This window comes from Rubrivirga marina (genome assembly GCF_002283365.1).
Classification (GTDB): Bacteria; Bacteroidota; Rhodothermia; order Rhodothermales; family Rubricoccaceae; genus Rubrivirga; species Rubrivirga marina.
Genome location: NZ_MQWD01000001.1, coordinates 328,737 through 353,981, shown reverse-complemented (window position 1 = coordinate 353,981; position 25,245 = coordinate 328,737). Strand labels below are relative to the sequence as shown.

23 protein-coding genes are annotated in these 25,245 nt (G+C 72.4%); 5 read left to right on the top strand and 18 right to left on the bottom strand.

What is annotated here, in order from left to right; translation table 11 throughout:
• The first annotated feature begins 22 nt into the window (after positions 1-22).
• Positions 23-502 carry a sterol desaturase family protein gene (locus tag BSZ37_RS01395; RefSeq protein ID WP_095508826.1) on the top strand — a complete coding sequence of 160 codons (480 nt, stop codon included), beginning with the start codon at positions 23-25 and terminating at the stop codon, positions 500-502.
• A 29-nt stretch (positions 503-531) separates the two neighbouring features.
• Here BSZ37_RS01395 and BSZ37_RS01390 read toward each other — a convergent pair whose 3' ends face one another.
• Positions 532-1,344: a hypothetical protein gene (locus tag BSZ37_RS01390; protein ID WP_095508825.1), complete on the bottom strand. Its 813-nt coding sequence runs from the start codon at positions 1,342-1,344 to the stop codon at positions 532-534.
• Between the two features lie 114 nt (positions 1,345-1,458).
• Here BSZ37_RS01390 and BSZ37_RS01385 point away from each other — a divergent pair, with 114 nt between their 5' ends.
• Entirely contained in the window at positions 1,459-2,070 is a 612-nt protein-coding gene (locus BSZ37_RS01385; protein WP_095508824.1) for an RNA polymerase sigma factor, read from the top strand.
• 76 nt (positions 2,071-2,146) lie between these two features.
• On the opposite strand, the gene BSZ37_RS01380 is transcribed toward BSZ37_RS01385, so the two are convergent.
• Both BSZ37_RS01380 and BSZ37_RS01375 read right to left on the bottom strand, forming a co-directional pair.
• A complete protein-coding gene (locus BSZ37_RS01380) occupies positions 2,147-2,599 on the bottom strand; it encodes a hypothetical protein (RefSeq protein ID WP_095508823.1) in 453 nt (150 codons plus the stop codon).
• A gap of 212 nt (positions 2,600-2,811) precedes the next feature.
• Positions 2,812-3,018 (bottom strand): hypothetical protein, encoded by a 207-nt coding sequence (locus BSZ37_RS01375; RefSeq protein ID WP_095508822.1) that lies wholly within the window; start codon positions 3,016-3,018, stop codon positions 2,812-2,814.
• Positions 3,019-3,389: 371 nt separating this feature from the next.
• Here BSZ37_RS01375 and thrA point away from each other — a divergent pair, with 371 nt between their 5' ends.
• The 3 genes from thrA to thrC all read left to right on the top strand — a co-directional run bounded on the left by thrA (position 3,390) and on the right by thrC (position 8,400).
• On the top strand, positions 3,390-5,846 hold the full coding sequence (gene thrA / locus BSZ37_RS01370) for a bifunctional aspartate kinase/homoserine dehydrogenase I (RefSeq protein WP_095508821.1): 2,457 nt from the start codon (positions 3,390-3,392) through the stop codon (positions 5,844-5,846).
• Positions 5,847-6,103: 257 nt separating this feature from the next.
• Positions 6,104-7,024: a homoserine kinase gene (locus BSZ37_RS01365; protein WP_095508820.1), complete on the top strand. Its 921-nt coding sequence runs from the start codon at positions 6,104-6,106 to the stop codon at positions 7,022-7,024.
• A 92-nt stretch (positions 7,025-7,116) separates the two neighbouring features.
• Complete coding sequence (gene thrC / locus BSZ37_RS01360) at positions 7,117-8,400, top strand: threonine synthase (RefSeq protein ID WP_095508819.1); 1,284 nt, start codon at positions 7,117-7,119, stop codon at positions 8,398-8,400.
• A 60-nt stretch (positions 8,401-8,460) separates the two neighbouring features.
• Here thrC and BSZ37_RS01355 read toward each other — a convergent pair whose 3' ends face one another.
• The 15 genes from BSZ37_RS01355 to leuB all read right to left on the bottom strand — a co-directional run bounded on the left by BSZ37_RS01355 (position 8,461) and on the right by leuB (position 24,736).
• Entirely contained in the window at positions 8,461-8,742 is a 282-nt protein-coding gene (locus tag BSZ37_RS01355; RefSeq protein ID WP_095508818.1) for a DUF202 domain-containing protein, read from the bottom strand.
• Positions 8,743-8,861: 119 nt separating this feature from the next.
• A complete protein-coding gene (locus BSZ37_RS21745) occupies positions 8,862-9,023 on the bottom strand; it encodes a hypothetical protein (RefSeq protein WP_179299417.1) in 162 nt (53 codons plus the stop codon).
• A gap of 88 nt (positions 9,024-9,111) precedes the next feature.
• On the bottom strand, positions 9,112-11,574 hold the full coding sequence (gene priA / locus BSZ37_RS01350) for a replication restart helicase PriA (protein ID WP_095508817.1): 2,463 nt from the start codon (positions 11,572-11,574) through the stop codon (positions 9,112-9,114).
• Between the two features lie 57 nt (positions 11,575-11,631).
• A complete protein-coding gene (locus BSZ37_RS01345) occupies positions 11,632-12,579 on the bottom strand; it encodes a hypothetical protein (protein ID WP_095508816.1) in 948 nt (315 codons plus the stop codon).
• Between the two features lie 49 nt (positions 12,580-12,628).
• Positions 12,629-13,294 carry a ribulose-phosphate 3-epimerase gene (rpe, locus tag BSZ37_RS01340; protein ID WP_245838590.1) on the bottom strand — a complete coding sequence of 222 codons (666 nt, stop codon included), beginning with the start codon at positions 13,292-13,294 and terminating at the stop codon, positions 12,629-12,631.
• A 26-nt stretch (positions 13,295-13,320) separates the two neighbouring features.
• Entirely contained in the window at positions 13,321-13,716 is a 396-nt protein-coding gene (locus BSZ37_RS01335) for a hypothetical protein (protein WP_095508814.1), read from the bottom strand.
• 120 nt (positions 13,717-13,836) lie between these two features.
• Positions 13,837-14,022 carry a hypothetical protein gene (locus BSZ37_RS01330; RefSeq protein ID WP_095508813.1) on the bottom strand — a complete coding sequence of 62 codons (186 nt, stop codon included), beginning with the start codon at positions 14,020-14,022 and terminating at the stop codon, positions 13,837-13,839.
• A gap of 273 nt (positions 14,023-14,295) precedes the next feature.
• Entirely contained in the window at positions 14,296-14,859 is a 564-nt protein-coding gene (locus BSZ37_RS01325) for a LeuD/DmdB family oxidoreductase small subunit (RefSeq protein WP_095508812.1), read from the bottom strand.
• A 194-nt stretch (positions 14,860-15,053) separates the two neighbouring features.
• Positions 15,054-16,349, bottom strand: a complete 1,296-nt coding sequence (locus tag BSZ37_RS01320; protein ID WP_095508811.1) for a 3-isopropylmalate dehydratase large subunit — start codon at positions 16,347-16,349, stop codon at positions 15,054-15,056.
• A gap of 312 nt (positions 16,350-16,661) precedes the next feature.
• A complete protein-coding gene (gene ilvC, locus BSZ37_RS01315; RefSeq protein WP_095508810.1) occupies positions 16,662-17,675 on the bottom strand; it encodes a ketol-acid reductoisomerase in 1,014 nt (337 codons plus the stop codon).
• Between the two features lie 47 nt (positions 17,676-17,722).
• Positions 17,723-18,322 (bottom strand): acetolactate synthase small subunit, encoded by a 600-nt coding sequence (gene ilvN / locus BSZ37_RS01310; RefSeq protein WP_095508809.1) that lies wholly within the window; start codon positions 18,320-18,322, stop codon positions 17,723-17,725.
• Between the two features lie 53 nt (positions 18,323-18,375).
• On the bottom strand, positions 18,376-20,163 hold the full coding sequence (gene ilvB, locus BSZ37_RS01305; RefSeq protein WP_095508808.1) for a biosynthetic-type acetolactate synthase large subunit: 1,788 nt from the start codon (positions 20,161-20,163) through the stop codon (positions 18,376-18,378).
• A 45-nt stretch (positions 20,164-20,208) separates the two neighbouring features.
• Positions 20,209-21,951: a dihydroxy-acid dehydratase gene (ilvD, locus tag BSZ37_RS01300; RefSeq protein WP_095508807.1), complete on the bottom strand. Its 1,743-nt coding sequence runs from the start codon at positions 21,949-21,951 to the stop codon at positions 20,209-20,211.
• Positions 21,952-22,034: 83 nt separating this feature from the next.
• Positions 22,035-23,648 (bottom strand): 2-isopropylmalate synthase, encoded by a 1,614-nt coding sequence (locus BSZ37_RS01295; protein WP_095508806.1) that lies wholly within the window; start codon positions 23,646-23,648, stop codon positions 22,035-22,037.
• 5 nt (positions 23,649-23,653) lie between these two features.
• Entirely contained in the window at positions 23,654-24,736 is a 1,083-nt protein-coding gene (gene leuB, locus BSZ37_RS01290; protein ID WP_095508805.1) for a 3-isopropylmalate dehydrogenase, read from the bottom strand.
• Positions 24,737-25,245 lie beyond the last annotated feature (509 nt).

Genomic DNA, 25,245 nt, shown 5'->3' with positions numbered 1-25,245 from the left:
GGGCCGCGCCCGCCCAGGTCCCGTGCTCCGCTTCGCCCTGCTCACGTTCGCTGCCTTCGCTGCCATGGAGGTGCTGTCGTACGTCCTCCACCGCTGGCTCCTCCACGGGCCGCTGTGGAAGATGCACCGGACGCACCACGACCCGGCGCACGGCCACGGCGACGGGCTCGAGTGGAACGACCTGTTCGCCGTCGCCTGGGGCGCCCTCTCGGTCGGGCTGATCTGGGCCGGCCGCGCCGACCCGCTGGCGAGCACGGCGTTCCCGCTCGGCGTCGGGATCGCCGTCTACGGCGTGCTCTACTTCGTGCTCCACGACCTCTACGCCCACGGCCGGCTCGGGCCGAGGAAGACCGGCGTGCCGGCGGCGCAGGCGATCAAGCGGGCCCACGGCCGGCACCACCAGTCGCTCTCCAAGGACGGCCAGGAGCCGTACGGCCTCTTTTTGTTTCCGCCGTCGATGGGCCGGCGGTTCGAGCGGAAGCGGGACCGCCCGCCTCGGTGAGCCGCCCGAGGCGGGCGCGGTGGGAGGGGTCATCGCGCAGCGGTGACGACGGCCCGGAGTCCCCCCTCGTGCGGGCGTACCGCGACGGAGGCGACTTCGCCGTTCGCCCGCGTCCACGTCGAGACGACGGCCCCGCCGGCGTCCGCCTCCGCGACGCGGGCCCACCCGTCCTCGCGGAGGACGGCCGCGAGGTGATCGGTGAGGTCCGCGACGGTCTGCGGACCGCGCGTCTCGATCCGGATCGTCGCGGCGTCGAGCCCTCCGCTCCCAGCCGACCGATAGCCCTCGAGGCGCTGGCCGGCGAGGACGTGGCCTGGCGGCGGAGCAAACGAGGGGAGCTCGATGTGAGTCCTCGGCCGGTCGGCCGGGTCGCACCTGGAGCCATAGTTGGAGGCCGTCACGTATGACCCGCCGGCCTGCCGGGCCGAGAACGTGACCTCCGCCGACCGGCTGCCGCCCTTCCAGCACAACTGGAACTCACGCGGGGTCGGGCGCTGGTCGAGGGACCACCCGCCGGGGAGCGCGGCGGCATAGGCATCCGCCGCGGCCTCGGGATCGAGCGGCAGCCGGCCGAACGCGATGGCGCCCGTCCTCGCGTCCGACTGCGAGGGCAGGAGGGCCTCCGTATCCGTGGCGAAGCCCCCCAGGATCACGGCGTCGGCGGGGAGGAGGGAGCGGTCGGCCCCGTCTGGGGCCCGGCCTGTAACGAACACCATGTCGCTCTCTGGCGAGAACGTCCCCACGACAGCTTGGAGGACTTCGGCGGCCAGGGCCTCGTCGATGGGCTCCTGGGCGGCCACCGGTGGGACGAGAAAGGCGAGGGCGAGAACGTGGCGGATCATGGCGGATCTGTGGTGGGATTGAAGGCCAGGATAGCGATCTCAGCGGACAAGGTTCGAGACAGGAGGAAGCGCCTGCCTGCTGGCGGTAGCTTGGGGGCGCCTCCTGCCCCTGCCATGTCCGAGCCGTCGTCTGCCCCCCCGTCCGCCTCCTCCGAGGAGGACCGCGCGACGGTCCAAGAGGCCCTCGCCGGCGACCAGCGGGCCTACGAGCGACTCGTCGACAAGTACCAGGGCCCGCTCCGACGGCACGTCGGGAAGATGGTCCGCGACCAGCAGCAGGTCGACGATCTCGTGCAGGAGGCGTTCGTCAAGGCCTTCGGGAGCATCGAGAGCTACAACCCGGACTACGCGTTCTCGACGTGGCTCTACCGGATCACGACGAACCACACGATCGACTACATCCGGAAGAAGAAGCTCCCGACGCGCTCGATCGACAAGCCGATCCAGACGCGCGACGGCGAGCTCCAAATGGAACTGCCCGACTCGACGTACCGCCCAGACAAGGCCGTCGTCCGCGACCAGCGCAACGCGATCCTCCGCGAGGCCATCGAGGCCCTCCCGCCGAAGTACCACCGCGTGATCGTCATGCGGCATCAGGAGGAGATGACCTACGACGAGATCGCGGCGGAGCTCGACCTCCCGCTCGGGACCGTCAAGGCCCACATCTTCCGGGCCCGCGCGCTCCTCAACAAGACGCTCCGCGACCGCCGCGACGAACTCGAGTAGGCCCGCCTCGGGGGTCCGCTCGCAGTAGAGACACGATGCGCCGCGTCCCCACTGCGGGTCGAGGACGTGCCGAGCGTTAGCAGGAGATCGGCGTCCCGTCGGTCGACATCTGGATGTCGTCGGGGCCCGGGCCCGTGATGACGGCCTGGACGTAGAGGTCGAGGTCGCCCGGGTCGCCACTGTCCATGTCGTACTCGGCGTCGACGCCGATGAGGCGGGCGCATCCGGCCCCGGTGTCGGTAAAGGCGTACTGGCCGTTCTGCGTCGCGTAGACGCCGAGGTCGTCGGCGACGTAACCGAGGCGGGTGAACGTGAGCTCGGCGAAGCCCTCGCCCGCCTCGGGCCCGTCGAAGACGGGCGACTTGAGGCTCCAGGCCTGCGCCTCGGCCGCGATCCGGACGGCCTCGTTGGTCATGGCGTCGAGCCTCGACTTGCGCTCGTTCTCGTCGAAGGCCTCGATCCCAATGACGACCGCGAGGCCGACGATGACGACGGTGAGGACGAGGAGGAGGAGTTGCTGCTGTCCCATGGGTGCAGGGGGAAAGGAGTCGCCCGGCCCCTAAGCGAACCCCGTGCCTGCGCGCGCGAGGGTGCTCCACGCGCACCCGCCCGTGGGATTGGTGGCGGGGGATGGTGAGTCACCGTCCCACCTCGTCGGCCCAAACACGGCCGTGGCGGGCGGCCGAGATCCGCACGGGCGGTTCATTTTCTCCGGCCGACGGGTCGTCGGGGGGCGTCCCGTTACGGCTCGGGGGGCCGGCCGACGCGGCAGAGGGCGTCGACTTGGACGAGGAGCCGCGCGAGGTCGTCGCGGACGCGGCGGAGACCGGCGCCGAACGACGGGCTGGGGAACGGGCTCGACTGCTGGCTCGCCTCCAGCCGGCCCACGCGGGCGGCCACGTCGCGGAGCGATGCGGACAGATCCTTGAGGACCCGGATGCGGTCCATGATGGGGGGACGGGTCGAGTCGCGAACGTACGCGACCGGGCGGTCTGCTTTGAACGGAGCCCCGAATTGGACCCCGAGCGTACCGAGGGAGCGGTCTTTTTTCCGAGTTGGAAGCGCTTCGGGGCTGCGGCGGCGGCTCGGTTTGGTTGCCCGAACCGGGGCGCCCCGCTAGCTTCCGCGGTATGCCGGTCACGTCCCCACCTCGCCGCCGCCCGGCTCGCACGACCGCGGGCCCCTGCGCGACGGCGATTACGCGAACGCTCGGCCCCTGGGGGGCGGAGCGTCGCCGGTGATCGGAGCCGCCACTCGGCGCTCGTCTCACTCGGTCCGCCCGCCTCCCCTCCGGAGCGCGGGCGTTTTTCGTCTCGCCCATGCCGTCTTCTCCCCACGTCTCCAAGTTCGGGGGCACCTCCGTCGCCACGCCCGACCGGATCCGCCGCGTCGTCGAGCTCGTCGCGGCCACGCCGGCCGAGGGTCGGAAGGTCGTCGTCGTGTCCGCCCTCGGCGGCACGACGGACGACCTCCTCGCCGCGCTCGACGCCGCGCTCGCCCGCGACGGCCACCAGGCCGCCGTCGACGCCGTCCGTCAGCGGCATGAGGCCGCGGCCGACGCGCTCGCCGCGCCCGAAGACCGCATGGCGCTCCAGGCGACGCTGGACGCCCGCCTCGGGGAGCTCACGGAGCTCCTCGACGGCGTCTCGCTCCTGCGCGAGGCCACGGACCGGACGCGCGACGCCGTCCTCGCCACCGGCGAGCGGCTCTCGGCCCCGATCGTGGCCGCCGCCTTCCGCGCCGCCGGGCACGCCGCGACGGCTCTCGACGCCGCCGGCCTCATCCGCACCGACAGCCGATTCGGTAGCGCCACCGTCGACCACGACACGACGCGCCGGCTCACGCAGGGCGTGGTCGGCGATCTCCCCGCGGGCGAGGTCGCCGTCGTCACGGGCTTTATCGGCTCGACGGCGACCGGCGTCACGACGACGCTCGGCCGGTCCGGCTCCGACTACACGGCGACGATCCTGGCCGCGGCGCTCGACGCCGCCGAGTGCGTCATCTGGACCGACGTGGCCGGCGTCTACACGGCCGACCCGCGGCTCGTGCCGGAGGCCGTCCCGCTCCCGCGCCTGAGCTACCGCGAGGCCGCCGAGCTGGCCTACTTCGGCGCCCAGGTCCTCCACCCGCGGACGATGCTCCCCGTCGAGCGGGCCGGCATCCCGATCCTCATCAAGAGCACCCTCGACCCGAACGAGGCCGGCACGCTCATCTCCGACGAGACCGACGCGCTGGACCTCCGCGTCAAGGCGATCTCGTCGGTCCGCGACGTGGCCATCGTGATGGTCGAGGGCGGCGGGATCCAGGCCGTGCTCGGCGTCGGCGCGCGGCTGTTCGAGGCGCTCTCGGGCGCCGGCGTCAACGTCCGGATGACGAGCCAGGCGTCGAGCGAGCAGAGCGTCTGCTTCGTGGTCGACGGCGACCACGCCGAGGACGCCGTCGCCGCGCTCCAGGACGCGTTCGCGGTGGAGCTGGAGCGGGGCGACCTCCGCCAGATCTACGCGATCCCCGGCTGCGCCGTCGTGTCGGCGGTGGGGGAGGGGATGCGGCACCAGCCCGGGCTGGCGGGCCGCCTGTTCGCCACGCTCGGGCGCGCCGGCGTCAACGTGCTGGCGATCGCGCAGGGAGCGGCCGAGACCAACATCTCGCTCGTCGTCCGGCAGGAGGACGTCCGGGCGGCGCTCCAGGCGCTCCACGAGGCGTTCCCTCTCCGCCGCGCGCGCGTCCACGTCGTCGTGATCGGGACGGGGACGGTCGGGCGGAAGCTCGTCGAGATCCTCGACGCCCATGCGCCGATCCTGATGGAGCAGGACCGGATCCACATGCGGCTGGTCGGGCTGGCGAACTCGCGCAAGATGGCGTGGGACGCGGGCGGCCTCCCGCTCTCGGTCCAGATCCTCGACGGCGACGCCGAGGCGGCCGACCTCGACGCGCTCGACGAGAAGCTCCTCGCCGGCGGCCTCGAACGGCGGATCGTGGTCGACGCGACGGCCTCGGAGGCCGTGGCCCGGCGCTACGTGACGTGGCTCGAGAACGGCGTCGGCGTCGTCACGCCGAACAAGAAGGCCAACACGCTCGACATGGCGTACTACCGCCAGCTCCGCGAGGCCGCCGGCCGGCGCGAGGTGAGCTACCACTACGAGACGACGGTCATGGCCGGCCTCCCGGTCGTGTTCACGGTCCGCGACCTCCTCCGCTCGGGCGACCGGATCGACCACGTCGAGGGCGTGTTCTCGGGGACGCTCGCGTTCCTGTTCAACCAGCTCGCGGACGGCGCGTCGTTCTCGGAGGCCGTCCGCGAAGCGAAGGCGCGGGGGCTCACCGAGCCCGACCCCCGCGACGACCTGACAGGCGAGGACGTGGCGCGAAAGCTCCTCATCCTGGCGCGCGAGACGGGCCGCGAGGTCGAGCGCGCCGACCTCGAGGTCGAATCGCTCGTCCCGCCCGAGCTGGCGGACGTCTCGGTCGAGGCGTTCATGGACGGCCTGGAGGGCCTCGACGCGGCGTGGGCCGAGCGCGTGGCTGCCGCCGAGGCCGAGGGCAAGCGGCTCGCCTACGTCGGCCAGATCACGGACGACGGCCTGAGCGTCGGCGTCCGGGCGGTCGGAGCCGAGTCGCCGTTCGCGCGCTCGCGGGGGACCGACAACGTGATCCTCATCCAGTCGGCGCGGTATCACGAGACGCCGCTCGTGGTCCAGGGCCCCGGCGCCGGCCCCGACGTGACCGCCGCCGGCCTCCTGGCCGACCTCGTCAAGGCCGCCGAGCTCATGCCGTAGCGCGCGTCGGTCGATCTTCCATCGTCCCGTTTCCCCCTCCGCCCATCCCGTGTCATCCTGAGCGGAGGCCGCAGGTCGGAGTCGAAGGATCTCTGGCGAGCACCGCGGCCGGGCAGCGCTCCCGGCGTGAGCTTGAGACCTGGTCGCACTAGAGACCCTTCGACTCGCTCCGCTCGCTCACGATGACGCCAGGGGCCGCCGCGACTCAATTTCCCGACTCCCCCCGCCTCGGTGCCGAGGCGGACCGACCCGACCCCATGCCCGACTCTGTCACCGCCTTCGGACCGGCCTCGCTGTCCAACCTCGGCCCGGGCTTCGACGCGCTCGGCCTGTGTGTGACCGGCCTCGGCGACCACGTCGAGGCGTGGCGGACCGACGCACCGGGCGTCACGATCGAGGGTCCGCCGTCGATCCCGACCGACCCCGAGAAGAACACGGCCGGCCGCGCGGCGCTCCACGTCCTCCGCACGTCGGGCGCCGAGGGCGGCGTGGGGCTGCGGATCGAGAAGGGCGTGCCGCTGGGGTCCGGCGTCGGCGGGTCGGCGGCGAGCGCGGTGGCGGGCGCGTGGGCGGCGAACGCCGTGCTCGGGAGCCCCTTCGACAAGCCCGGGCTCGTGGACGCCGTCCTCGAGGGCGAGTTCGCGGCGTCGGGGAGCTACCACGGCGACAACGTGCTGCCGGCCCTGTTCGGCGGGCTCGTGCTCACGTCGCCGTCGGACCCGCGCGCCTACCGGCGCCTCGCGTTGCCCGAGGCGCCGCCGATCGCCGTGATCGTGCCGCATGTGGAGGTCCTGACTCGGCAGGCGCGGGCCGTGCTTCCCGGGACGGTGCCGCACAAGGATGCCTCGGCGCAGGCGGCGGAGCTGGCGTTCCTCCTCGCGGCGCTCCTGGAGGGCGACTGGGCTGAGGTCGGCACGCACCTCATGCGTGACCGGCTCGCCGAGCCGCACCGGGCGACGCTCGTGCCGGTGTACCGCGCCGTGAAGGCCGCGGCGCTCGACGCGGGCGCGGCCGGCTGCGCGCTCACGGGCTCCGGCCCCGCCATGTTCGCCATCCCCTCCGACGGCGCCGACGCCGACGCGATCCTCACAGCGATGGTCGACGCCAGCCGTGAGGGGGCCATCGACGCCCACGGCTGGGTGGCCGAGGTCGACACGGAGGGCGTCCGCACGATCTGATCCTCGCCCCGTCCGCCTCGGCCCTTCGGCTTCGCTCAGGAGAGCCGTCGAGGCGGAGGGACCCGCGCCCGCACCTTCCCCCGACCGACCCGATGAGCGCTCCCCTCTACGTCAGCACGCGCGGCGGCGCCGATCCCGTCCCGTTCCGCGAGGCCCTCTTGGACGGGCTCGCGCCCGACGGCGGGCTCTACGTCCCCACCCACGTCCCCGCCCTCCCGGCCGGCTGGCAGAGCGCGACGGCGCTGGCGGACCTCGGCGGGCGCGTCCTCGCCGAGTGGCTCCCCGAGGTGGACCGCCTCGACGCGCTCGTGATGGACGCGCTCTCGTTCCCGATCCCACTCGTCCCGCTGCGGGGCGGCGGGTGGGACGGCGTCCACGTCCTCGAGCTGTTCCACGGGCCGACGCTCTCGTTCAAGGACGTCGGCGCGCGGACGATGGCGCGGTTGATGGGCGCGGCCCTCGGCGGCGAGCCGGTCACGATCCTCGCCGCGACCTCGGGCGACACGGGCAGCGCCGTCGCTTCCGGTTTCGAGGGCGTCGAGGGCGTCCGCGTGGTGCTGCTCTACCCGATGGGACAGGTGAGCGCGGTCCAGGAGCGGCAGCTCATCGTGGAGCGCGACAACGTCCAGGCCCTCGCCGTCGAGGGCACGTTCGACGACTGCCAGCGGCTCGTGAAGCAGGCGTTCTCGGAGGCCCGGCCCGCGAAGGGCCGGCTGTCATCGGCCAATTCGATCAACATCGGGCGGCTGCTGCCGCAGACGCTGTACTACCTCTGGGCGGGCCGCGAGCTGGCCGTCGCTGGCGCCGAGGGCCCGCCGGCGTTCGTGGTGCCGAGCGGCAACCTTGGCAACCTCACGGCCGGGACGCTCGCGATGCGCGGCGGGCTGGACGTGGCCGGCTTCCTCGCGGCCCACAACGCCAACGACGGCTTCCCGCGCTTCCTCGACGGCGGCGACCCGCCCGCCGGCGACTCCGTGCGGACGCTCTCGAACGCGATGGACGTCGGCGTTCCGAGCAATCTCGAACGCCTCCGGTCGCTGTTTTCGGACGATCAGCTCCGGTCGCTCGTCCGCGGCGAGGCCGTGACGGATGAGGAGACGACGGCCTCGATGCGCCGCGTCCACGACGAGACGGGCTACCTCGCCGACCCGCACACGGCGGTCGGGCTGGAGGCCGCCCGACGGGCCCGGGGGCGGGGCGAGGCGGGGCCGATGATCGTCCTGTCGACGGCGCACCCGGCCAAGTTTCCGGAGGCCGTCGAGGCCGCGGCCGGCGTCGCGCCCGAGGCGCCCGAGCGCCTGGCGTCGCTGTGGGACGCGCCCGTATCGGTCGAGACGATCCCTTCGACGCTCGACGCCCTCCGCGCGCACCTTTAGCTAGCCCCTCCCACCTCGGCGGCTCTCCTGAGCGAAGCCGAAGGGCCGAGGCGGGCCGGGTCAGACGGTGCCGATCTGCCGGAGCCGGTGCCGGACGCGGAGGTACCGCATGGCACCCATCACCGTGACGACGGCGGCCAGCGGGATCGCCGTCCACCCCACGAGGATCGCCCAGGCCGTGTCGATAAAGTGGAGCAGCGTGACGCCGCCGGCCAGTAGTGCGAGCGCGGTGCGGAGGTACGCCAAGAGCGTCCGCTCGTTGGCGAGGACGGTCCGGTCGAGCGCGAGCTGGTCGCGGAGTGTGAGGTCGTCCTCGGGGACCTGGGAATAGGGGGCGGTCATGGGCGCGGTCCGTCAGCGGAGGCCCGGCGGCGGGTTCTGCCGGAGCCGCCGCCCCACGACGACCAGGACGTCGGCGATGGCGACGAGCCCGAGGAGCCGAGCGAGGAGGCCGAAGACGGTCACCGGGCCACGGGCGTCGCACCGTCGGCCGGGCCGGTCACCTCGTCGACCTCGGTGGTCGAGGGGTCCCCGCCGCCCGACGCGTTGACGATCGACACGACGACGACGGCACCGAGCCCGAGGGCGGCGAGGAGGAGGACGATCCAGAAGCGGCGGGTCATGGCAGAAGGGGCGGCTGCCACTCCAAAGGCCGCGCGGCCCTGCTGGTTTCGTCCCCGCCCACGCTCCAGGCTTTCCCCACCGGGTCGCTCAGTACAGCCCCACCGGGTCCACGTCGAGGTTCACGCGGTGACCGGACGGCGTCTTGACGCGTCCCTCGGCCGTTCGCACCAGCGACGCCAGCACCGAGGCGGGCAGGGAGCGGGGTGCCTTCACGAGAAGGTGGACGCGCCACCACCGCTTGACGCGGCCGACGAACGCCGGCACCGGGCCGAGGACCTCGACACCGGCCACCCGGCCCGCCTCGGTGCGGAGCGCGGCGCCCCAGCGGTCGGCGAGCGCAAACGTCGAGCCCTCATGCGGTCCCTTGACCTCCACGCCGACGAGCCGGCCGTAGGGCGGGTACCCGAGCGCCATCCGCTCGCCGAGCTCGCCGAGGGCGAAGCCGTGGAAGTCGTGGCGGAGGGCGAACTGGAGGGCCGGGTGCTCGGGGTTGCGGGTCTGGAGGAGCACCTCGCCCGGGAGGTCGTGGCGCCCCGCTCGCCCGGCGACCTGCGCCAGCAACTGGAACGTCCGCTCGGCGGCGCGGAAGTCGGGGAGGAGCATCCCCGTATCCGCCTCGACCACGCCGACGAGCGTGACGCGCGGGAAGTCGAGGCCCTTCGCCACCATCTGCGTGCCGAGCAGGACGTCGGCGTCGCCGCGGCCGAACCGGTCGAGGATCTTGCGGTGCGCGCCCTTCCGGCTCGTCGTGTCGAGGTCCATCCGCAGCACGCGGGCCTCCGGGAAGACCTCCTCGATCTCCTCCTCGACGCGCTGCGTGCCGCTCCCGAGAAGCGCCAGCGCCGGGCTCCCGCACGACGGGCACGGGCGCGGAATCCGCTCGGCCCGGCCGCAGTAGTGGCACCGGAGGTTGTGCGACGCCTTGTGGACCGTCAGCGAGACGGCGCAGTCGCGGCACGCCGGCGTCCAGCCGCAGTCGTCGCAGGTGAGGACGGGGGCGTAGCCGCGGCGGTTCTGGAGGAGGATCGTCTGCTCGCCCTTCGCCAGCCGCGCCGTGATCGCCTCGCGGAGGTCGTGCGACAGCGCGCCCTTGAGCCGGCGGATCTGGCGCTCGCGGGTGAGGTCGATCACCCGGACCGGCGGCAGCGGCGCCGGCTGGCGCGTCGTCCCGTCGGGGCCGCGGACGGGCACGCGCTCGGGCATCTCGAGCCGGGTGTACTTCTCCGCGTTCGCGTTCGCGACCGTCTCCATCGACGGCGTCGCGCTGCCGAGGACGCAGACGGCGCCGGCCCGGTACGCCCGCATCACGGCCACGTCGCGCGCGTGGTAGCGCGGGGCCGGGTCGAACTGCTTGTAGCTCGCCTCGTGCTCCTCGTCCACCACGACGAGCCCGAGATCCCCGACCGGCGCGAACACGGCGCTCCGCGGCCCGATGACGATGGGGTAGACGCCGTCGCGGATCCGCGTCCAGGCGTCGAGCCGCTCGCCGGGGCTCATCCGGCTGTGGAGCACGGCGACGCGGTCGCCGAAGTGGGCCCGGAAGCGGCGGACCGTCTGCGGCGTGAGCGCGATCTCGGGGACGAGGACGATGGCGCTCTTTCCACGGTCGAGCGCCTCGCGGAGCGCGCGGAGGTAGACCTCCGTTTTCCCGCTCCCCGTGACGCCGTGGAGGAGGAACGTCTCGGCGCGCGCGGTCTGAATGGCGCCGACGATGGCTTCGAGCGCCGCCGTCTGTGCCGGGTGGAGGTCGAGCGGCGCCGCGGGCGGCACGGCCTCGACGTCCATCCCATCGGCCCTTCGCTCGACCTCGGCGTCGAACGCCTCGACGAGCCCGTGCGTCTCGAGGCTCTTGACGGTCGAGGAACTGGCGCCCGTCGCCGCGAGCGCCTCCGCCTGGAGGACGACCTCGCCCGCCTCGGCGAGCCAGTCGAGGAGCGCGCGCTGCTTCGCGCCGCGGACCTCGGCGTCCTCCGCGCCGTCGCCGAGGCGAAGGTGGCGGGCCGTCTTGGCGGTCACGCTCGCGTCCTGGACCTCGTGCTCGACTTCGAGCACGCCGGCGGCCTCCATCCGTCGGAGGAGGTTCTGGGGGACCGTCTTCCGGTTGAGGACCTCGGCGAGAGCCGCCACGGGGAGGCCCGTCCCGTTCCTCTCGTGGAGCGCGCGGAGGATGGCGCGGCCCCGCTTTTCGTCCCAGGCGTCGGGCGGGGCGAGCGCGCGGGCGACGCGCCGGCTCTCGACCTCGGTCCCGCTCGGGAGCGCGGCCTTGACGGCCTCGCCCCACGCGCAGAGGTAGTACTCGGCGACCCACCGCGTGAGCGCCAGCAGGTCGGGCGGGAGCGCCGGACGCGCGTCGAGGACGTCATGGAGCGGCTTGAGCCCGTCGGTGCCCCCGTCGACCCGCTCGGCGACGACGCCGGTGATTTGGCGCCGCCCGAACGGGACGAGCACGCGGGCGCCGGGGACCGCCTCGGCGGCCATCTCGTCCGGCACGCGGTACGTGTACACGCCGTCGACGGACGTGAGCGGGACGACGTGGGCGAGCGCGGCCATGCCACAAGCTACCGAGGCTGGCAAACCGACTCGCCCCGCCTCGGTGCCGAGGCGGGCCTAGCTGCAGCGGCCGTCGCTCCAGTCCTGGTGGCCACGGCCGGGCTGGCAGCGCGTCTGTCGGCCGGCGGCCACGAGCTCCCACGTCGGGCCGTAGGGCGCGTACGTCAGCCGGAGCCGCTCGTCGCGGACCGAGTCGTCGCGGAGGCCGAGGGCCGTCACCAGGACGGTCGCCTCGTACGACGTCTCCTCAAGCGCCTCGATGCGGACCTCGTCGGCGTCGTAGCGGCGGGCGAGGGCCTCAGCAGCGACCTCGGGCGTCGAGGCCGCGTTGTAGTCGGCGAGGAGGTCGTCGGCCGGGGCGAAGGGGCCGAGCGCGGCGGGGTCGGTCGGCGGGGTGGGCTCCGTCGATCGGGGCGAGGAGACCGCGCTGGACGCCGGGCCGTCGGGGAGGCGGCGGAGGTCGGCGACGAACTCCGCGGCTTCCTCCAGCGAGAGCGGTCGGCAGCCCCCCTGCGTGTCGCTGAGGAAGAGGATCCCGGCCCCGTCGAGCTCCACGAACTCCGACACGATCGTCCCGACGCCCCAGACCTGGGCGCTCGTCCCACGCGGGTCGTCGCCGGCCTTGTACAGGCGGATCGTTCGGCCGAGATCGCGGATCGTCACCGCGGTCGAGACGATCGGGTACTCCGGTCCGCCGAGACCCTCGTTCGCGCCCGAGACCTCGAAGCAGGCGCCATCGGCGCGGCGGTAGCCGAGGGCATAGTTCCCGAACCGGCCGTCGCTGTCGGCCGCGAACCGGTCGAGCGCAAACGCGCCGACGTCGCCCGGCACGAGCGCGGGGAACGGGAGCCCCCGGAGCGACGCCCGCTGATCGGAGGTCAACCCGTCGAGGCCGGCCTCCTCGACCGGAGGCGGCTCGTAGGGATCAGGGTCGTACGGGTCGTTGGCCGAGGGCGGGCCGGCGCAGGCGGAGAGCACGACGAAGGCGGCGAGAAGGCGGCGCATGGCGAGGGGCGGGTGGGAGCGGACCTACGCGCGGCGCGGCGCGAGGTGCCTACGCCCGGAGAGCCGTCGCCTGGCGGAACGCGGTCACATTGGCCGCCACGTCGCCGCGGAAGACGGCGCTCCCGGCGACGACGACTTCCGCCCCGGCCTCGACGATCCTGCGAACGTTGTCGGGTGCGATCCCGCCGTCGACCTCGATGACGGCCCGGCTCCGGCGCCGGTCGAGCAGGTGGCGACAGCGGCGGACCTTGTCGACGGACCCCTCGATGAACGCCTGCCCGCCGAAGCCGGGGTTGACCGTCATGACGAGGACGAGGTCGAGGTCGGGCGCGATCTCCTCCAGCGTCTCCAGCGGCGTCGCCGGGTTGAGGGCCACGCCGGCCCGGCAGCCGAGGGCGTGGATGGCCTGGACCGTCCGGTGGAGGTGCGGGCACGCCTCCTGGTGGACCGTGATGGTGGCCGCGCCCGCCTCGGCGAAGGCGTCGAGGTAGCGGTCCGGGTCCTCGATCATGAGGTGGACGTCGAACGGCGTGCCGGTCTCGTCGGCGAGGGCGCGGAGACCGCGCATGACGGGCGCCCCGAACGAGATGTTCGGCACGAAGTGGCCGTCCATCACGTCGATGTGGAGCCAGTCGGCGCCGGCGTCGAGGGCCTCGCGGGCGTGCGCCTCGAGGCGGCCGAAGTCGGCGGCGAGGACGGAGGCGGCGAGGATCACGAGAGCGAGGGCGGTGCGTTCAGAAGCTAGCCCGACCGCTGCGCGCGCCACCGAAAGAAGGCGGCGGCCGCGCCGGCCAGCGCCACCGCGAACGACTGGAACAGCGGCACCGCGAGCGGCGCCGACGCGCTCCGAGGCCCGGGCGCGACCACGAACGCCATGACGTACAGCCCGACGGCGAAGAACACGGCCAGCACCAGCCCGCCGAGCACGGCCGCCTCGGCCTGGACGGTGCCCGCGGCCCACCGGGCCAGCGCCACGAACACCACGTAGGGCAGCAGCGAGATCATCACGACGGCCGCGACCGACTGCCACGGCCGCTCGCCGGCCGTCGCGAACACGACCCCGGCCGTGAGAACGACGGCCGCGGTGGCGACGAAGCGGGTGAGGCGGGCGAGGTCGCCGGGTTGGGGGGCGGTCACAGACAGGGACGGGGCGGGCCCAGAAGCTAGGCCCGCCCCGCGTGCGGTCTCTCCGAAGTCGCCGGCCGGCGGGGGAAGTCGCTGGCAGGCAGAGAGACCGCTCTTGAGTGTATCGGCTGCTTAGGCCTCTTTCCCAAGCGGCGAGTGGCCGCACTCGGTGCAGCGGTACTCGCCGCGGAGCGTGTTGGTGTACCAGGGCGTCGTGCGGCCGCAGTGGGCGCACTCGCCCCAGTACGAGGCGTGTCGGATCTGGGCCGCAGCGAAGAGGCCTTCGAAAAGGGTCGGGAAGCGGAGGCGGAACGTCATGGCCGTCGGGGTTGTGGGGGGAGGCGAATCAACCCCTCGGCCGGCCGGATGTTGATCGTTGGATCCACCGGAAGCGCTTGCCCCACAATCGCTTAACAACAAAGCGCTTCCCGAACCGCTTCCGTCCTACACGGGGCGATGCGGCCTTCACGCCGGCCGCTCGGGGCCCTCACGGTCCGTCCTCCGGACCGTCACGCTTCCCGAACAGACGGGCGCCTCCACCCCCGCCTCGACGCCGAGGCGGGGGGGGGCCGCCGCGGCGCCGCGACGGGGTCAGGCCGGGATGAGGCCCTGCTGGCGGGCGTACTCGAACACGCCGCCGGCCTCCAGAATCCCCGCCACGTCGCCGAGCGGCTGGAGCGCCCAGCTCTCGCCCGTCGTCACGTTCGTGAGCGTCCCGGCCTTCGTGTCGAGCTCGACCTCGTCGCCGGTCCTCACTTTGTCGTTCAGCGTCTCGGGCGTCTCGAACGGGGCCAGGAAGCCGCCGTCGACCGAGTTGCGGTAGAAGATCCGGGCGTAGCTCTCGGCCACGACGGCCTCGATGCCGGCCTCGCGGAGCGCGAACGGCGCGTGCTCGCGGCTCGACCCGCACCCGAAGTTGCCGCCCCCCACGATCACGGTGTACTCGCTCCGATGCTCCCCCTCAGCCACGAACGGGACGTGGCCGTCCGGGAGGCCCGCCCCCTCCGGCGGCACCGACGACAGCGCGTACGTGCCGTACAGCTTCCGCTCCTCGGGGTCGGTCAGGCTGTAGACGAGGTGCTGGGCCGGGATGATCTGGTCCGTGTCGACGTGGTCGCCGAGGACGTAGGCCTTCCCGCGGATGAGGTCGTTCATGAGAAAGAGAGTCGGTCGGATCGTGTCATCCTGAGCGGAGGGCGGAGCCCGGAGTCGAAGGATCTCTAACGAGCACCGCGGTGAGTCAACGCTCTCGGCCCCAGCTTGAGACTGCGTCGCCCCAGAGATCCTTCGACTCGCTCCGCTCGCCCAGGATGGCCCAGGGAGGAGTTTGTGTGGGCGATGTCGGTGTGTCAGGCGACGAGCACGTCGCGGGGGTCGGTGATGACGCCGGAGAGGGCGCTGGCCGCCGTCGTGAGCGCCGAGGCGAGGTAGACGGCCGACTGCTTCGAGCCCATCCGGCCGGGGTAGTTGCGGTTCGTGGTCGAGATGACGACCTCCGTGCCGTGCGTCCGGCCGAACGTGTCCGGCGGGCCGCCGAGGCAGGCGGCGCAGCTCGACAGGCCGATCTTGGCGCCCGCGTTCTCGAAGATGTCCGCCAGCGTCTCGCCGTCGACTTTCTCCGTCCACAGCGCCTTGCGGACGTCCGTCGTCGCCGGCACGACGTACGTGTCGATCGTGACTTCCTGGCCCTTCAGAATCTTGGCCGCGGCGACGAAGTCCTCGATCTTGCCGCCGGTGCAGCTCCCGATGTAGGCCCGGTCGAGCTTCGTTCCGGCGACCTCGCTCACGGGCGCCTTGTTGTCTGGCGCGTGCGGCTTCGCCACGACGGGCTCCAACTGGCTCACGTCGTAGACGCGCTCGGAGTGGAAGCGGGCGTCAGGTGAGGTGTAGACGGGCGTGAAGTCGCGGTCGGTCCGCGCCCGCGTGTAGTCCATCGTCTTGGCGTCGGGCTGGATGATCCCGTTCTTTCCGCCGGCCTCGATGGCCATGTTGCACAGCGTCATCCGCTCCTCGACCGAGAGGTCGTAGACGGCCTCGCCGTCGAACTCCATGGCGCGGTACGTCGCGCCGTCGGTCCCGATGTCGCCGATGACGGCGAGGATGAGGTCCTTCGCCATGAGGTACGGCGGGAGCTCGCCCTCGAAGACGAACCGCATCGTCTCCGGCACCTTGACCCAGATCTTGCCCGTGCCCATGATGAGCGCGGCGTCCGTGTTGCCGATGCCGGTCGAGAACAGGCCGAAGGCGCCGGAGGTGCACGTGTGGCTGTCGGTGCCGAAGAGCGTCGTGCCGGGCCGGTTGAAGCCCTCCTCGGCGAGGGCCATGTGGCAGACGCCCTTGTAGTCGTCGCCGCCGACGTCGTAGTAGTACGGGAGGTCGTGCTCGGCGGCGAAGGCGCGCAGGATCTGGATGTTCCGGTGCGCGTGCTGGTCGGACGTAAAGATGTAGTGGTCCGGGATGATGGCCAGGCCCTCCTTGTCCCAGACCTTGGCGTCCTCGCCGAACTCGCGCTTGAAGATCTCGATCGTCGGCGGCCCGCAGACGTCGTGCGTCATGAGCGTGTCGACGTCGATCCAGACGGTCTCGCCGGGGCTCACGCGGTCGCGGCCGGCGTGGTTGGCGAGGATGGCTTCGGTGATCGTCATGTCGTGGATCGGGGGGCGGAAGGCGTGAGACGCCGGTCGGTCCGGTGTGCCCGCCTCAGCGCCGAGGCGGACGGGGGCAGCGGCAGTCTAGGGGCGGACGCGACGACGGGCCTTCATGGATGGCGGAGCGGCCAGCGGTGTCATCCTGAGCGGAGGGCGAAGCCCGGAGTCGAAGGATCTCCGGCGCGCACCGCGTTCGGGCGATCGCCTCAGTGTCGTGCTGGGCGGAGATCCTTCGACTGGCTCCGCTCGCTCAGGATGACATGTGGTAAGGGCTGTGCTCAGACCACTGTCGAGGCAGGCCAAGCAAGATCACGTGGGGACGTCGGCGGGCTCGACGGTCTTGGGCTTGAGCCAGTCCATCATGCCGCGGAGCTTCTTCCCGATCGTCTCGATCGGGTGCGACTCGGAGGCCTCGCGCATCGCCTTCAGCTTCGGCGCGCCGGCCTCCTGGTCGGCGATGAACTCGCGGGCGAAGGCGCCCGACTGCACCTCCTCCAGGACCTTCTTCATCTCGGCCTTCACGGCCGGCGTGACGATCCGGTCGCCGATGGCGTGGCCGCCGTACTCGGCCGTGTCGCTCACGGAGTCGTTCATCCGCTCCAGGCCGCCCTCGTAGTAGAGGTCGACGATGAGCTTGAGCTCGTGGAGGCACTCGAAGTAGGCCAGCTCCGGCGGGTAGCCGCCCTCGACGAGCGTCTCGAACCCGGCCTTGATGAGGGCCTCCGAGCCGCCGCACAGCACGGCCTGCTCCCCGAACAGGTCGGTCTCCGTCTCGTCCTTGAACGTCGTCTCGATGACGCCGGCGTGCGTGCCGCCGATGGCGTCGGCGTAGCTCAGCGCGAGGTCGAGCGCGCCGCCCGTCGCGTCCTGGTGGATGGCCACGAGGCACGGGACGCCGCGCCCCTCCTCGTACGTCCGCCGCACGAGGTGGCCCGGCGACTTCGGCGCGACCAGAAACACGTCGACGCCCTCCGGCGGCTGGATCTGGTCGTAGTGGACCGAGAACCCGTGGCCGACCGCCAGCGCCTTGCCCGGCGTGAGGTGCTCGCGGATCGAGCCCTCGTAGACCGCTTTGTGGTGCTGGTCCGGGACAAGGAGCATGATCACGTCGGCCCGCTCGGCGGCCTCGGCCGGCGTGACGACCTCGAGACCCGCGGCCCGCGCCTCGTCGGCCGACGACGACGCTGGGCGGAGCCCGACGACCACGTCGACGCCGCTGTCGCGGAGGTTGAGCGCGTGCGCGTGGCCCTGGCTGCCGTAGCCGATCACGGCGACGGTCTTTTGACGGATGACGGCCGGGTCGGCCTCGTAGTGGACGGTCATGGAGGGGAGAGTCGGGTCGGTCCGCCTCGGGGGCGAGGCGGGTGGGGTCAGGTGAGGGAGAGGTGCCGTTGGCGGTGGAAGGCGAGGCGGCCGGAGCGGGCGACCTCCAACAGCGCATGCTCGCTGGCGACCTCGATGAAGGCGTCGATCTCTGCCGACGTGCCGGTGAGCTCGACGGTCACGGCCTCGCGGTCGGCGTGGACGACGGTCGCGCCGAGGCCGCGGGCCAGCTCGAGCACGGCCGAGCGGTCGGCGGTCGTCGCGCGGAGCTTGGCGAGGCACAGCTCGCGCTCGACGACCGGGTCGCCGGGCGTGAACTCGTCGAGCGCGAGCACGTCGAGGAGCTGGCGCACGAGGCGGACGGCCTGCCGGATCTGCCGGCGCGTGCCGGTCGTGACCACGGTGAGCCGCGAGACGGTCGGGTCGTCGGTCGGCCCGACGGAGACGCTGTCGAGGTTGAGGTTCCGCGCCGAGAACAAATTGACGACGCGGTTGAGCGCGCCGGCGTGGTTCTCGATGAGGATCGAGAGGACGTGGGTGAGCGAGGTCTCCGGGGCGTCGTGGAGGACGGTCTCGCCGTCGGCCCGCTTCCGGAGGAGCTGCTGGGGGGTGAGCGCGCGGGGCGCCGTGCCGTTCGGTGTGGACATGGGGGGAGTCGGAGGGCGCGGGGGCGTCCGCCTCGGGGGCGAGGCGGGCGGGGCTAGTCCTCGGGGGCGAACCGCTTGAGGATCATGTTGTCGGTCGCCGCGCCGGCCGGGACCATGGGGAAGACCATCTCCTCGTTCGGGACGACGAACTCCATCAGCACGGGGCGATCGTTGATCTCCCACGCTTGGTCGATGATGGCGTCGGCCTCGTCGGGCGTGCGCGCGCGGAGGCCGACGCAGCCGAACGCCTCCGCGAGGGCGACGAAGTCGGGGTTCGTGTCGGACGTGTCGGTCTCGGAGTAGCGCTCGCCGAAGAACAGCTCCTGCCACTGCCGCACCATCCCGAGCCGGCTGTTGTTGATGATCGCCAGCTTGATCGGGAGCCCGTGTTTCTTGGCCACGCCGAGCTCCTGCATGTTCATCAGGAACCCGCCGTCGCCGTTGATCGAGACGACCACGGCATCGGTGCCCCGCAGGCCGAACGCCGCGCCGATGGCGGCCGGGAAGCCGAAGCCCATCGTCCCGAGCCCACCCGACGTGATGTGGCTCCGCGTCCGGCCGAAGCCGAAGAACTGGGCCGACCACATCTGGTGCTGCCCGACGTCGGTCGTGAGCACGCCGCGGTCCCCGGCCTTCTGGCCCAGCTTTCGGATCGCGACCTCCGGCCGGAGCAGGCCGTCGCCGGTCTCGGCGACCGGCTCCTCGCCCTCCACGACCTGCCGCTTCCACCCGGCGATCTGGTCCAGCCAAGCGTCGGTCGACTTCGGCTCGACGTGCGGGCGGATCTGGGCGAGCACGTCCTTGACGTCGCCCAAGATGGCGAGGTCGGCGAAGACGTTCTTCGAGACGCACGACGGGTCGATCTCGATGTGGATCACCTCGGCGTGCGGGGCCCACGCGTCGAGCTTGCCCGTCACGCGGTCGTCGAACCGGGCGCCGACGGCGATGAGCAGGTCGCAGTTCTGGACGGCCATGTTGGCCCAGTACGTCCCGTGCATCCCGAGCATCCCGAGCGCCAACTCGTCGCTCTCGGGGAAGCTGCCGAGGCCGTGGAGCGTCGTCGTGACGGGGATCCGGGCGTGGCGGGCCAGCTCCGTCAGGTCCTCCGTCGCGTTCGACGAGATCGTCCCGCCGCCGACGTAGAGCAGCGGCTTCTGCGATTCGCGGATCATCCGGATCGCCCGCTCGACCTTATCGGGCCGGGCCTCGTGGGCCGGGTGGTAGCCCCGGATCTCGACCGAGTCCGGATACTCGAACGGGGCCTCCTCGACGAGGATGTCCTTGGGCAGGTCGACCACGACGGGGCCGGGCCGGCCGGTCCGCGCGATGTGGTAGGCCGCCTTGATGGTCGGCGCGAGGTCGGCTGCGTGGCGGACCTGGAAGCTGTGCTTCGTCACCGACCGCGTCACGCCCATCGTGTCGACCTCCTGGAACGCGTCGCCCCCGATGAGCGGGACCGAGACCTGGCCCGTGAACACGACGAGGGGGACGGAGTCCATCATGGCGTCGGCGATGCCCGTGACCGTGTTGGTCGCGCCGGGCCCGCTCGTCACGAGGACCGTGCCCACCTTGCCGGTGGCCTTGGCATAGCCCTCGGCGGCGTGCGTCCCGGCCTGCTCGTGGCGCACGAGGATGTGCTGGAACGACGGCTGGAGCTGCGCGAGCGCGTCGTAGATCTTGATGATGGCGCCGCCGGGGTGCCCGAAGACGTACTCGACGCCCTCGGCCTCGAGGCTCCGGACGAAGATGTCGGCGCCGGTGAGGACCGGCGCTTCGGGCGCGGGCGCCGTCGCCGGGGTCGGCGCGGCGCGGTGGGCGGTGCGGGGGAGATCCGTGGTCATGGTGGGGTGCGGACGGAAGTCGTCAGCGGGAGGGAGAGCCGGGGGTCAGGACGGCTCGGGGGTGGCGGCCGGGACGGTCGCGCCGTCGCCCGAGGCGGGCGCGGTGGCCGGCAGGTCCGGCAGTCGGAGGATGGCGCCGTCGGAGGCGCTCGTCACGAAGTGGGCGTAGCGGCCGAGCCAGCCGCTCCGGATCTTGGGCACGAAGGCCGGCGCCTCGGCGAGCCGCCGGGCGATCTCGGCCTCGTCCACCAAGAGTGTGAGCTCGCCGTTCGGGATGTCGATGCGGATCGTGTCGCCGGGGCGGACGGCGCCGATGGGGCCGCCCGAGGCCGCCTCGGGCGAGGCGTGGCCGATGCTGAGGCCGCGCGTAGCGCCCGAGAACCGGCCGTCGGTGATCATCGCAACGTGGGTGTCGAGGTGCATCCCCGCGAGCGCGCTCGTCGGCTGGAGCATCTCGGGCATGCCGGGCCCGCCCTTCGGTCCCTCGGTGCGGATCACGACGACCTCGCCCTTTTGCACCTCGCCGCCGAGGATGCCCGCGACGGCGTCGTCCTGCGACTCGTAGATCCGCGCGGGGCCCTCGAACGTGAGCATCTCCTCGATCACCGCGCCGCTCTTGACGATGGCGCCCTCGGGTGCCAGGTTGCCGAAGAGGACCGACAGGCCGCCGGTCTTGCGGAACGCCTTGTGCGCCGGGTGGATGATGTCGGGGTTCTTGTTCGTGGCCGCCTCGATCGTGTCGCGGAGCGGACCGGCGACCGTCGGGCGGTCGCGGTGGAGCTTGCCGATGGCGTCGAGCTCTTTCAGAATCGCCGGCACGCCGCCCGCCGCCTCGACGTCCTCCATGTGGACGTTCGGCGTCGAGGGCGACACCTTGCAGAGGTAGGGCGTCCGCGCCGAGACCTTCGCGATCCGGCGGAGGTCGTACGGGACCTCGGCCTCGCGGGCGGCCGCCAGCAGGTGGAGGACCGTGTTGGTCGAGCCGCCCATCGCCATGTCGAGCGCGAAGGCGTCGTCGAAGGCCTCGGTCGTGACGACGTCGCGCGGCTTCAGGTCCTGCTCGACGAGCTCCACGATGCGCCGAGCGGCGGACCGGGCCAGCTCGCGGCGGCGCGGGTCGGTGGCCAGGATCGACCCGTTGTAGGGCAGCGCCAGCCCGAGCGCCTCCATGAGGCAGTTCATCGAGTTGGCCGTGAACATCCCCGAGCACGAGCCGCACGTCGGGCAGGCGAAGGCCTCGAGGTCGTGGAGCTGCTGGTCGTTGATCTCGCCCGTCTGGTACTTCCCGACGCCCTCGAACACGCTCGACAGGTCGGCCTTCGAGCCGTCCGGGAGGCGGCCGGCGGCCATCGGCCCGCCCGACACGAACACGACCGGGACGTTGATGCGGAGGGCGCCCATGAGCATCCCCGGCACGATCTTGTCGCAGTTCGGGATGCAGACGAGCCCGTCGAGCTGGTGCGCCTCGGCGACCGTCTCGACCGAGTCGGCGATGAGCTCGCGTGAGGGCAGCGAGTAGCGCATCCCGAGGTGGCCCATCGCGATTCCGTCGTCGACGCCGATCGTGTTGAACTCGAACGGGACGCCGCCGGCCGCGCGCACGGCGTGCTTGACCACCTTCCCGAAGCTCTGGAGGTGGACGTGCCCCGGGATGAGGTCGATGTACGAGTTGCAGACGCCGATGAACGGCTTGTCGAAGTCGGCGTCGGACTCGATCTGGCCGGTCGCCCGGAGGAGGCTCCGGTGCGGGGCCCGCTCGAAGCCGGCTTTGACGGTGTCGCTGCGCATGGAGGAATGAGGGATGGAGGGATCGAGGAATGCGGTGGGACGAGAAGAAGCGGGGCCGCCCGCATCCCCCATCCCGTACCTCTCTAGACCGTGTCGAACGAGGCCATGATGCCCTCCTTGACGAAGCCGCCCTCGTCGTGGTCGTCGGCGTCGAGGCCGTTGAGGGCCTGGACGTAGGCCTCGGCGGAGGCGCGGAGGATGTCGGTGCCGGTGGCCTTGCCCTGCGCGAGCGCCGGGCCGTCGGAGACGACGACGAGCGCCTCGCCCATGGCGTCGGCGGCCTTCGTGAGGGCGCGGATGGAGTACGTCTCGAGCCGGTGCGGCCGGCCCGCGGCGCCGTCGATGGCGCGGTAGATCGCGTCGACGGGGCCGTCGCCGGAGGCCGTCTCGACGCGGACCTGGCCCGTGGCGGCGTCGAGGAGCGTGACCTCGGCGTGCGGCCGCTCGTCGGCGCCGGTCGAGACGCGGAGGCCGACGAGCGAGAACCCGCGCTCGGCCGCGCCCGTCGCCGGGTCGATGATCTGGCGGAGGTCGCCGTCGTAGATCTCGCGCTTCTGGTCGGCGAGCGCCACGAACCGGGCGTAGACGGCGTCGCGGTCGGCGTCCTCGACCTCAAGGCCGAGGCGGGCGAGGCGGGCGAACAGGCCGTGCCGGCCCGAATGCCGGCCGAGGCGGATGCCCTGAGCGTCGGCGCCGACGTCCGCGGCCCGCATGATCTCGTACGTCTCGCGGTCCTTCAACACGCCGTGCTGGTGGATGCCGGCCTCGTGGGCGAACGCGTTGGCGCCCACGATCGCCTTGTTCGGCGGGACCACGAAGCCGGTCACGACGGAGACGAGGCGGCTGGCCTCGCCCAGCTTCGTCGCGTCGAGCCCGTGCGTCACGCCGTAGTGGTCGGCGCGGACGCGGAGGGCCATCGCGACCTCCTCGAGCGGCGCGTTCCCCGCCCGCTCGCCGATCCCGTTGATCGTCACCTCGACCTGCCGCGCGCCGGCCTCGACGCCCGCGAGCGTGTTGGCGACGGCCAGCCCGAGGTCGTCGTGGCAGTGCGTCGAGAGGACGACGCCCGACGTGTCGCAGCAGTCCTGGACGGCCCGAAAGAGGGCGCCGTAGTCGGCCGGCGTGCAGTAGCCGGTCGTGTCCGGGATGTTGATGGTGGTCGCGCCCGCCTCGATGGCCGCGGCGACGACGTCGCAGAGGAAGTCGTGGTCGGTCCGCCCGGCGTCCTCGGCCGAGAACTCCACGTCGTCGGTGAACGACTTCGCCTGCTGGACGGCCTCGACGGCCATCCGGAGCACGCTCGCGCGACGCTCCTCCAGCGTCGACCCGAACCGCGGCGCGCTGAACTTGGCCGCGATGTGGATGTCGCTCGTGGCGATGAACGTGTGGATCCGCGTGCGCCGCCCGCCCTGGAGCGCCTCGCCGGCGGCCCGGACGTCGGCCTCGTGGGCCCGGCCGAGCGCGCAGACGACCGTCTCGGTGTCGGCGAGCGCGTCGACGATCTGGCGGACGGCGTCGGCCTGCTGGGGCGACGAGATCGGGAAGCCGGCTTCGAGCACGTCGACGCCCATCGCGGCCAGGAGCTTGGCCACGCGGAGCTTGGCCGAGAGCGTCATCGCCGCGCCCGGCGACTGCTCGCCGTCGCGCAGCGTGGTGTCGAACAGGACGAGGCGGTCGCCCGGTTGGGAGGGGGACATGGCGGTCAGGGGTGAGAGAGCGTGGGGGAGGCGACGGCGTCGGCCACGGCCGCGCCGACGTCGGCGGTGTGGGCGTCGCCGCCGAGATCGGGGGGGAGCGGCCCGTCGTCGAGGACGGACTCGACGGCCTGGCGGACGGCGGTCGCGGCCTCCGCCTCGTCGACGGCGTCGAGGAGCATGGCCGCGCTGAGGATCGCGGCGAGGGGGTTGGCGAGGCCGCGCCCAGCGATGTCGGGCGCGCTGCCGTGGACGGGCTCGAACAGGCCCGCCCGCCCGCCGAGGCTGGCCGACGGGAGCAGCCCGAGCGTGCCGGGCAACGTCGCGGCGAGGTCCGAGAGCACGTCGCCGAACAGGTTGCCGGTCACGACGACGTCGAACCGGCGCGGGTCGCACACGACCTGCATCGCGGCGTTGTCCACGTAGAGGTGCTCAAGGGCCACGTCCGGGTACTCGTCGGCGCCGATGCGCGAGACGACGTCCCGCCACAGCGCCGACGACGCGAGCACGTTGGCCTTGTCGACCGACGTGAGCCGGCCGCTGCGCTTCTGGGCCCATTCGAACGCGACGCGCGCGATCCGCTCGATCTCGGTGACCGAGTAGCGCATCGTGTCGTAGGCCTCCGTCTCGGTCCGCTCTCGCGGCCGGCCGAAGTAGATCCCGCCCGTCAGCTCGCGGACGATGAGGAGGTCGGTGCCGGCCACGCGCTCCGGCCGCAGCGGCGACCGCTCGGCGAGCGCCTCGGAGACCGCCACCGGCCGGAGGTTGGCGAAGGCGCCGAGGCGGGCGCGGAGGCGAAGCAGCCCGCGCTCGGGCCGGAGGTCGGCGTCGACGCCGTCCCACTGCGGGCCGCCGACGGCGCCGAGGAACACGGCGTCCGCGTCGAGGCAGGCGTCGAGGGTGGCCCGCGGCAACGGGTCGTTGTCGGCGTCGAGGCCGGCCCCGCCCACAGGGTGCTCGCTCGTCTCGATCGCGAAGCCGAACGCGGCGGCGCAGGCGTCGAGGACGCGCGCCGCCTCGGCGGTCACCTCCGGACCGACGCCATCGCCCGGGAGCAGGGCGAGCGAGTACGTGCGGGGGGCGCTGGACATCGGCGAGGGCTCGGGTTCGACCAACCCAGGAGCGTGCGACGAATCAGCGAGCTTCGAGCCGGTCGGTGTGGTCAGCCTCCTACGAGGAGGCCGATAAGGACGAGGACCGGGAGAAGGAGCGCGGGGACAACGGCCGCAGCCTCCGCCAGCGGGGCGGTCGGGAGAGCGAGGCTGGGGGCGAATGCGGTCACGCGGAGGCGCTTACGTTCGAAGGCGCATTGAAGAAACACCAACGTAGCCGTTCGCCTCGGCGACTCGCAAAGGTTTGTGAAGATCGGAAGGGCTTCCGCGTGTTAAGACGATGTGAAGCAGTGGGGTCCAATCTGCTCGCAAGACCCGGATCGAGTCCTGGAATGTCTAGATCGTGCAGGGTGCCTGCTTTTTGGCTCGAATTGTGTTGGACTTATGGTGCGTTGTGCCTTGGAAAATTAGGCATACCGGCGAAATGGGTCTCCGTTTGCCTTCTGGCGAGGCACTTCGGCTCGTCGGGGAGGGAAACGCACGAAGGC

What these genes read in the sequence shown, in the direction of transcription:
- BSZ37_RS01325 (WP_095508812.1), bottom strand. Translation starts at nt 14,859, where the DNA reads ATGAACGACCTCATCCGCGGGAAGGCCTACGTCCTCGGCGACCACGTC.
- thrC (WP_095508819.1), top strand. Translation starts at nt 7,117, where the DNA reads ATGAGCGCTCCCCTCTACGTCAGCACGCGCGGCGGCGCCGATCCCGTC.
- BSZ37_RS21745 (WP_179299417.1), bottom strand. Translation starts at nt 9,023, where the DNA reads ATGACCCGCCGCTTCTGGATCGTCCTCCTCCTCGCCGCCCTCGGGCTC.
- ilvD (WP_095508807.1), bottom strand. Translation starts at nt 21,951, where the DNA reads ATGCGCAGCGACACCGTCAAAGCCGGCTTCGAGCGGGCCCCGCACCGG.
- BSZ37_RS01330 (WP_095508813.1), bottom strand. Translation starts at nt 14,022, where the DNA reads ATGACGTTCCGCCTCCGCTTCCCGACCCTTTTCGAAGGCCTCTTCGCT.
- BSZ37_RS01380 (WP_095508823.1), bottom strand. Translation starts at nt 2,599, where the DNA reads ATGGGACAGCAGCAACTCCTCCTCCTCGTCCTCACCGTCGTCATCGTC.
- ilvN (WP_095508809.1), bottom strand. Translation starts at nt 18,322, where the DNA reads ATGTCCACACCGAACGGCACGGCGCCCCGCGCGCTCACCCCCCAGCAG.
- BSZ37_RS01295 (WP_095508806.1), bottom strand. Translation starts at nt 23,648, where the DNA reads ATGTCCCCCTCCCAACCGGGCGACCGCCTCGTCCTGTTCGACACCACG.
- BSZ37_RS01390 (WP_095508825.1), bottom strand. Translation starts at nt 1,344, where the DNA reads ATGATCCGCCACGTTCTCGCCCTCGCCTTTCTCGTCCCACCGGTGGCC.
- BSZ37_RS01320 (WP_095508811.1), bottom strand. Translation starts at nt 16,349, where the DNA reads ATGACGATCACCGAAGCCATCCTCGCCAACCACGCCGGCCGCGACCGC.
- BSZ37_RS01355 (WP_095508818.1), bottom strand. Translation starts at nt 8,742, where the DNA reads ATGACCGCCCCCTATTCCCAGGTCCCCGAGGACGACCTCACACTCCGC.
- BSZ37_RS01385 (WP_095508824.1), top strand. Translation starts at nt 1,459, where the DNA reads ATGTCCGAGCCGTCGTCTGCCCCCCCGTCCGCCTCCTCCGAGGAGGAC.
- ilvC (WP_095508810.1), bottom strand. Translation starts at nt 17,675, where the DNA reads ATGACCGTCCACTACGAGGCCGACCCGGCCGTCATCCGTCAAAAGACC.
- BSZ37_RS01375 (WP_095508822.1), bottom strand. Translation starts at nt 3,018, where the DNA reads ATGGACCGCATCCGGGTCCTCAAGGATCTGTCCGCATCGCTCCGCGAC.
- priA (WP_095508817.1), bottom strand. Translation starts at nt 11,574, where the DNA reads ATGGCCGCGCTCGCCCACGTCGTCCCGCTCACGTCCGTCGACGGCGTG.
- thrA (WP_095508821.1), top strand. Translation starts at nt 3,390, where the DNA reads ATGCCGTCTTCTCCCCACGTCTCCAAGTTCGGGGGCACCTCCGTCGCC.
- leuB (WP_095508805.1), bottom strand. Translation starts at nt 24,736, where the DNA reads ATGTCCAGCGCCCCCCGCACGTACTCGCTCGCCCTGCTCCCGGGCGAT.
- BSZ37_RS01365 (WP_095508820.1), top strand. Translation starts at nt 6,104, where the DNA reads ATGCCCGACTCTGTCACCGCCTTCGGACCGGCCTCGCTGTCCAACCTC.
- BSZ37_RS01345 (WP_095508816.1), bottom strand. Translation starts at nt 12,579, where the DNA reads ATGCGCCGCCTTCTCGCCGCCTTCGTCGTGCTCTCCGCCTGCGCCGGC.
- ilvB (WP_095508808.1), bottom strand. Translation starts at nt 20,163, where the DNA reads ATGACCACGGATCTCCCCCGCACCGCCCACCGCGCCGCGCCGACCCCG.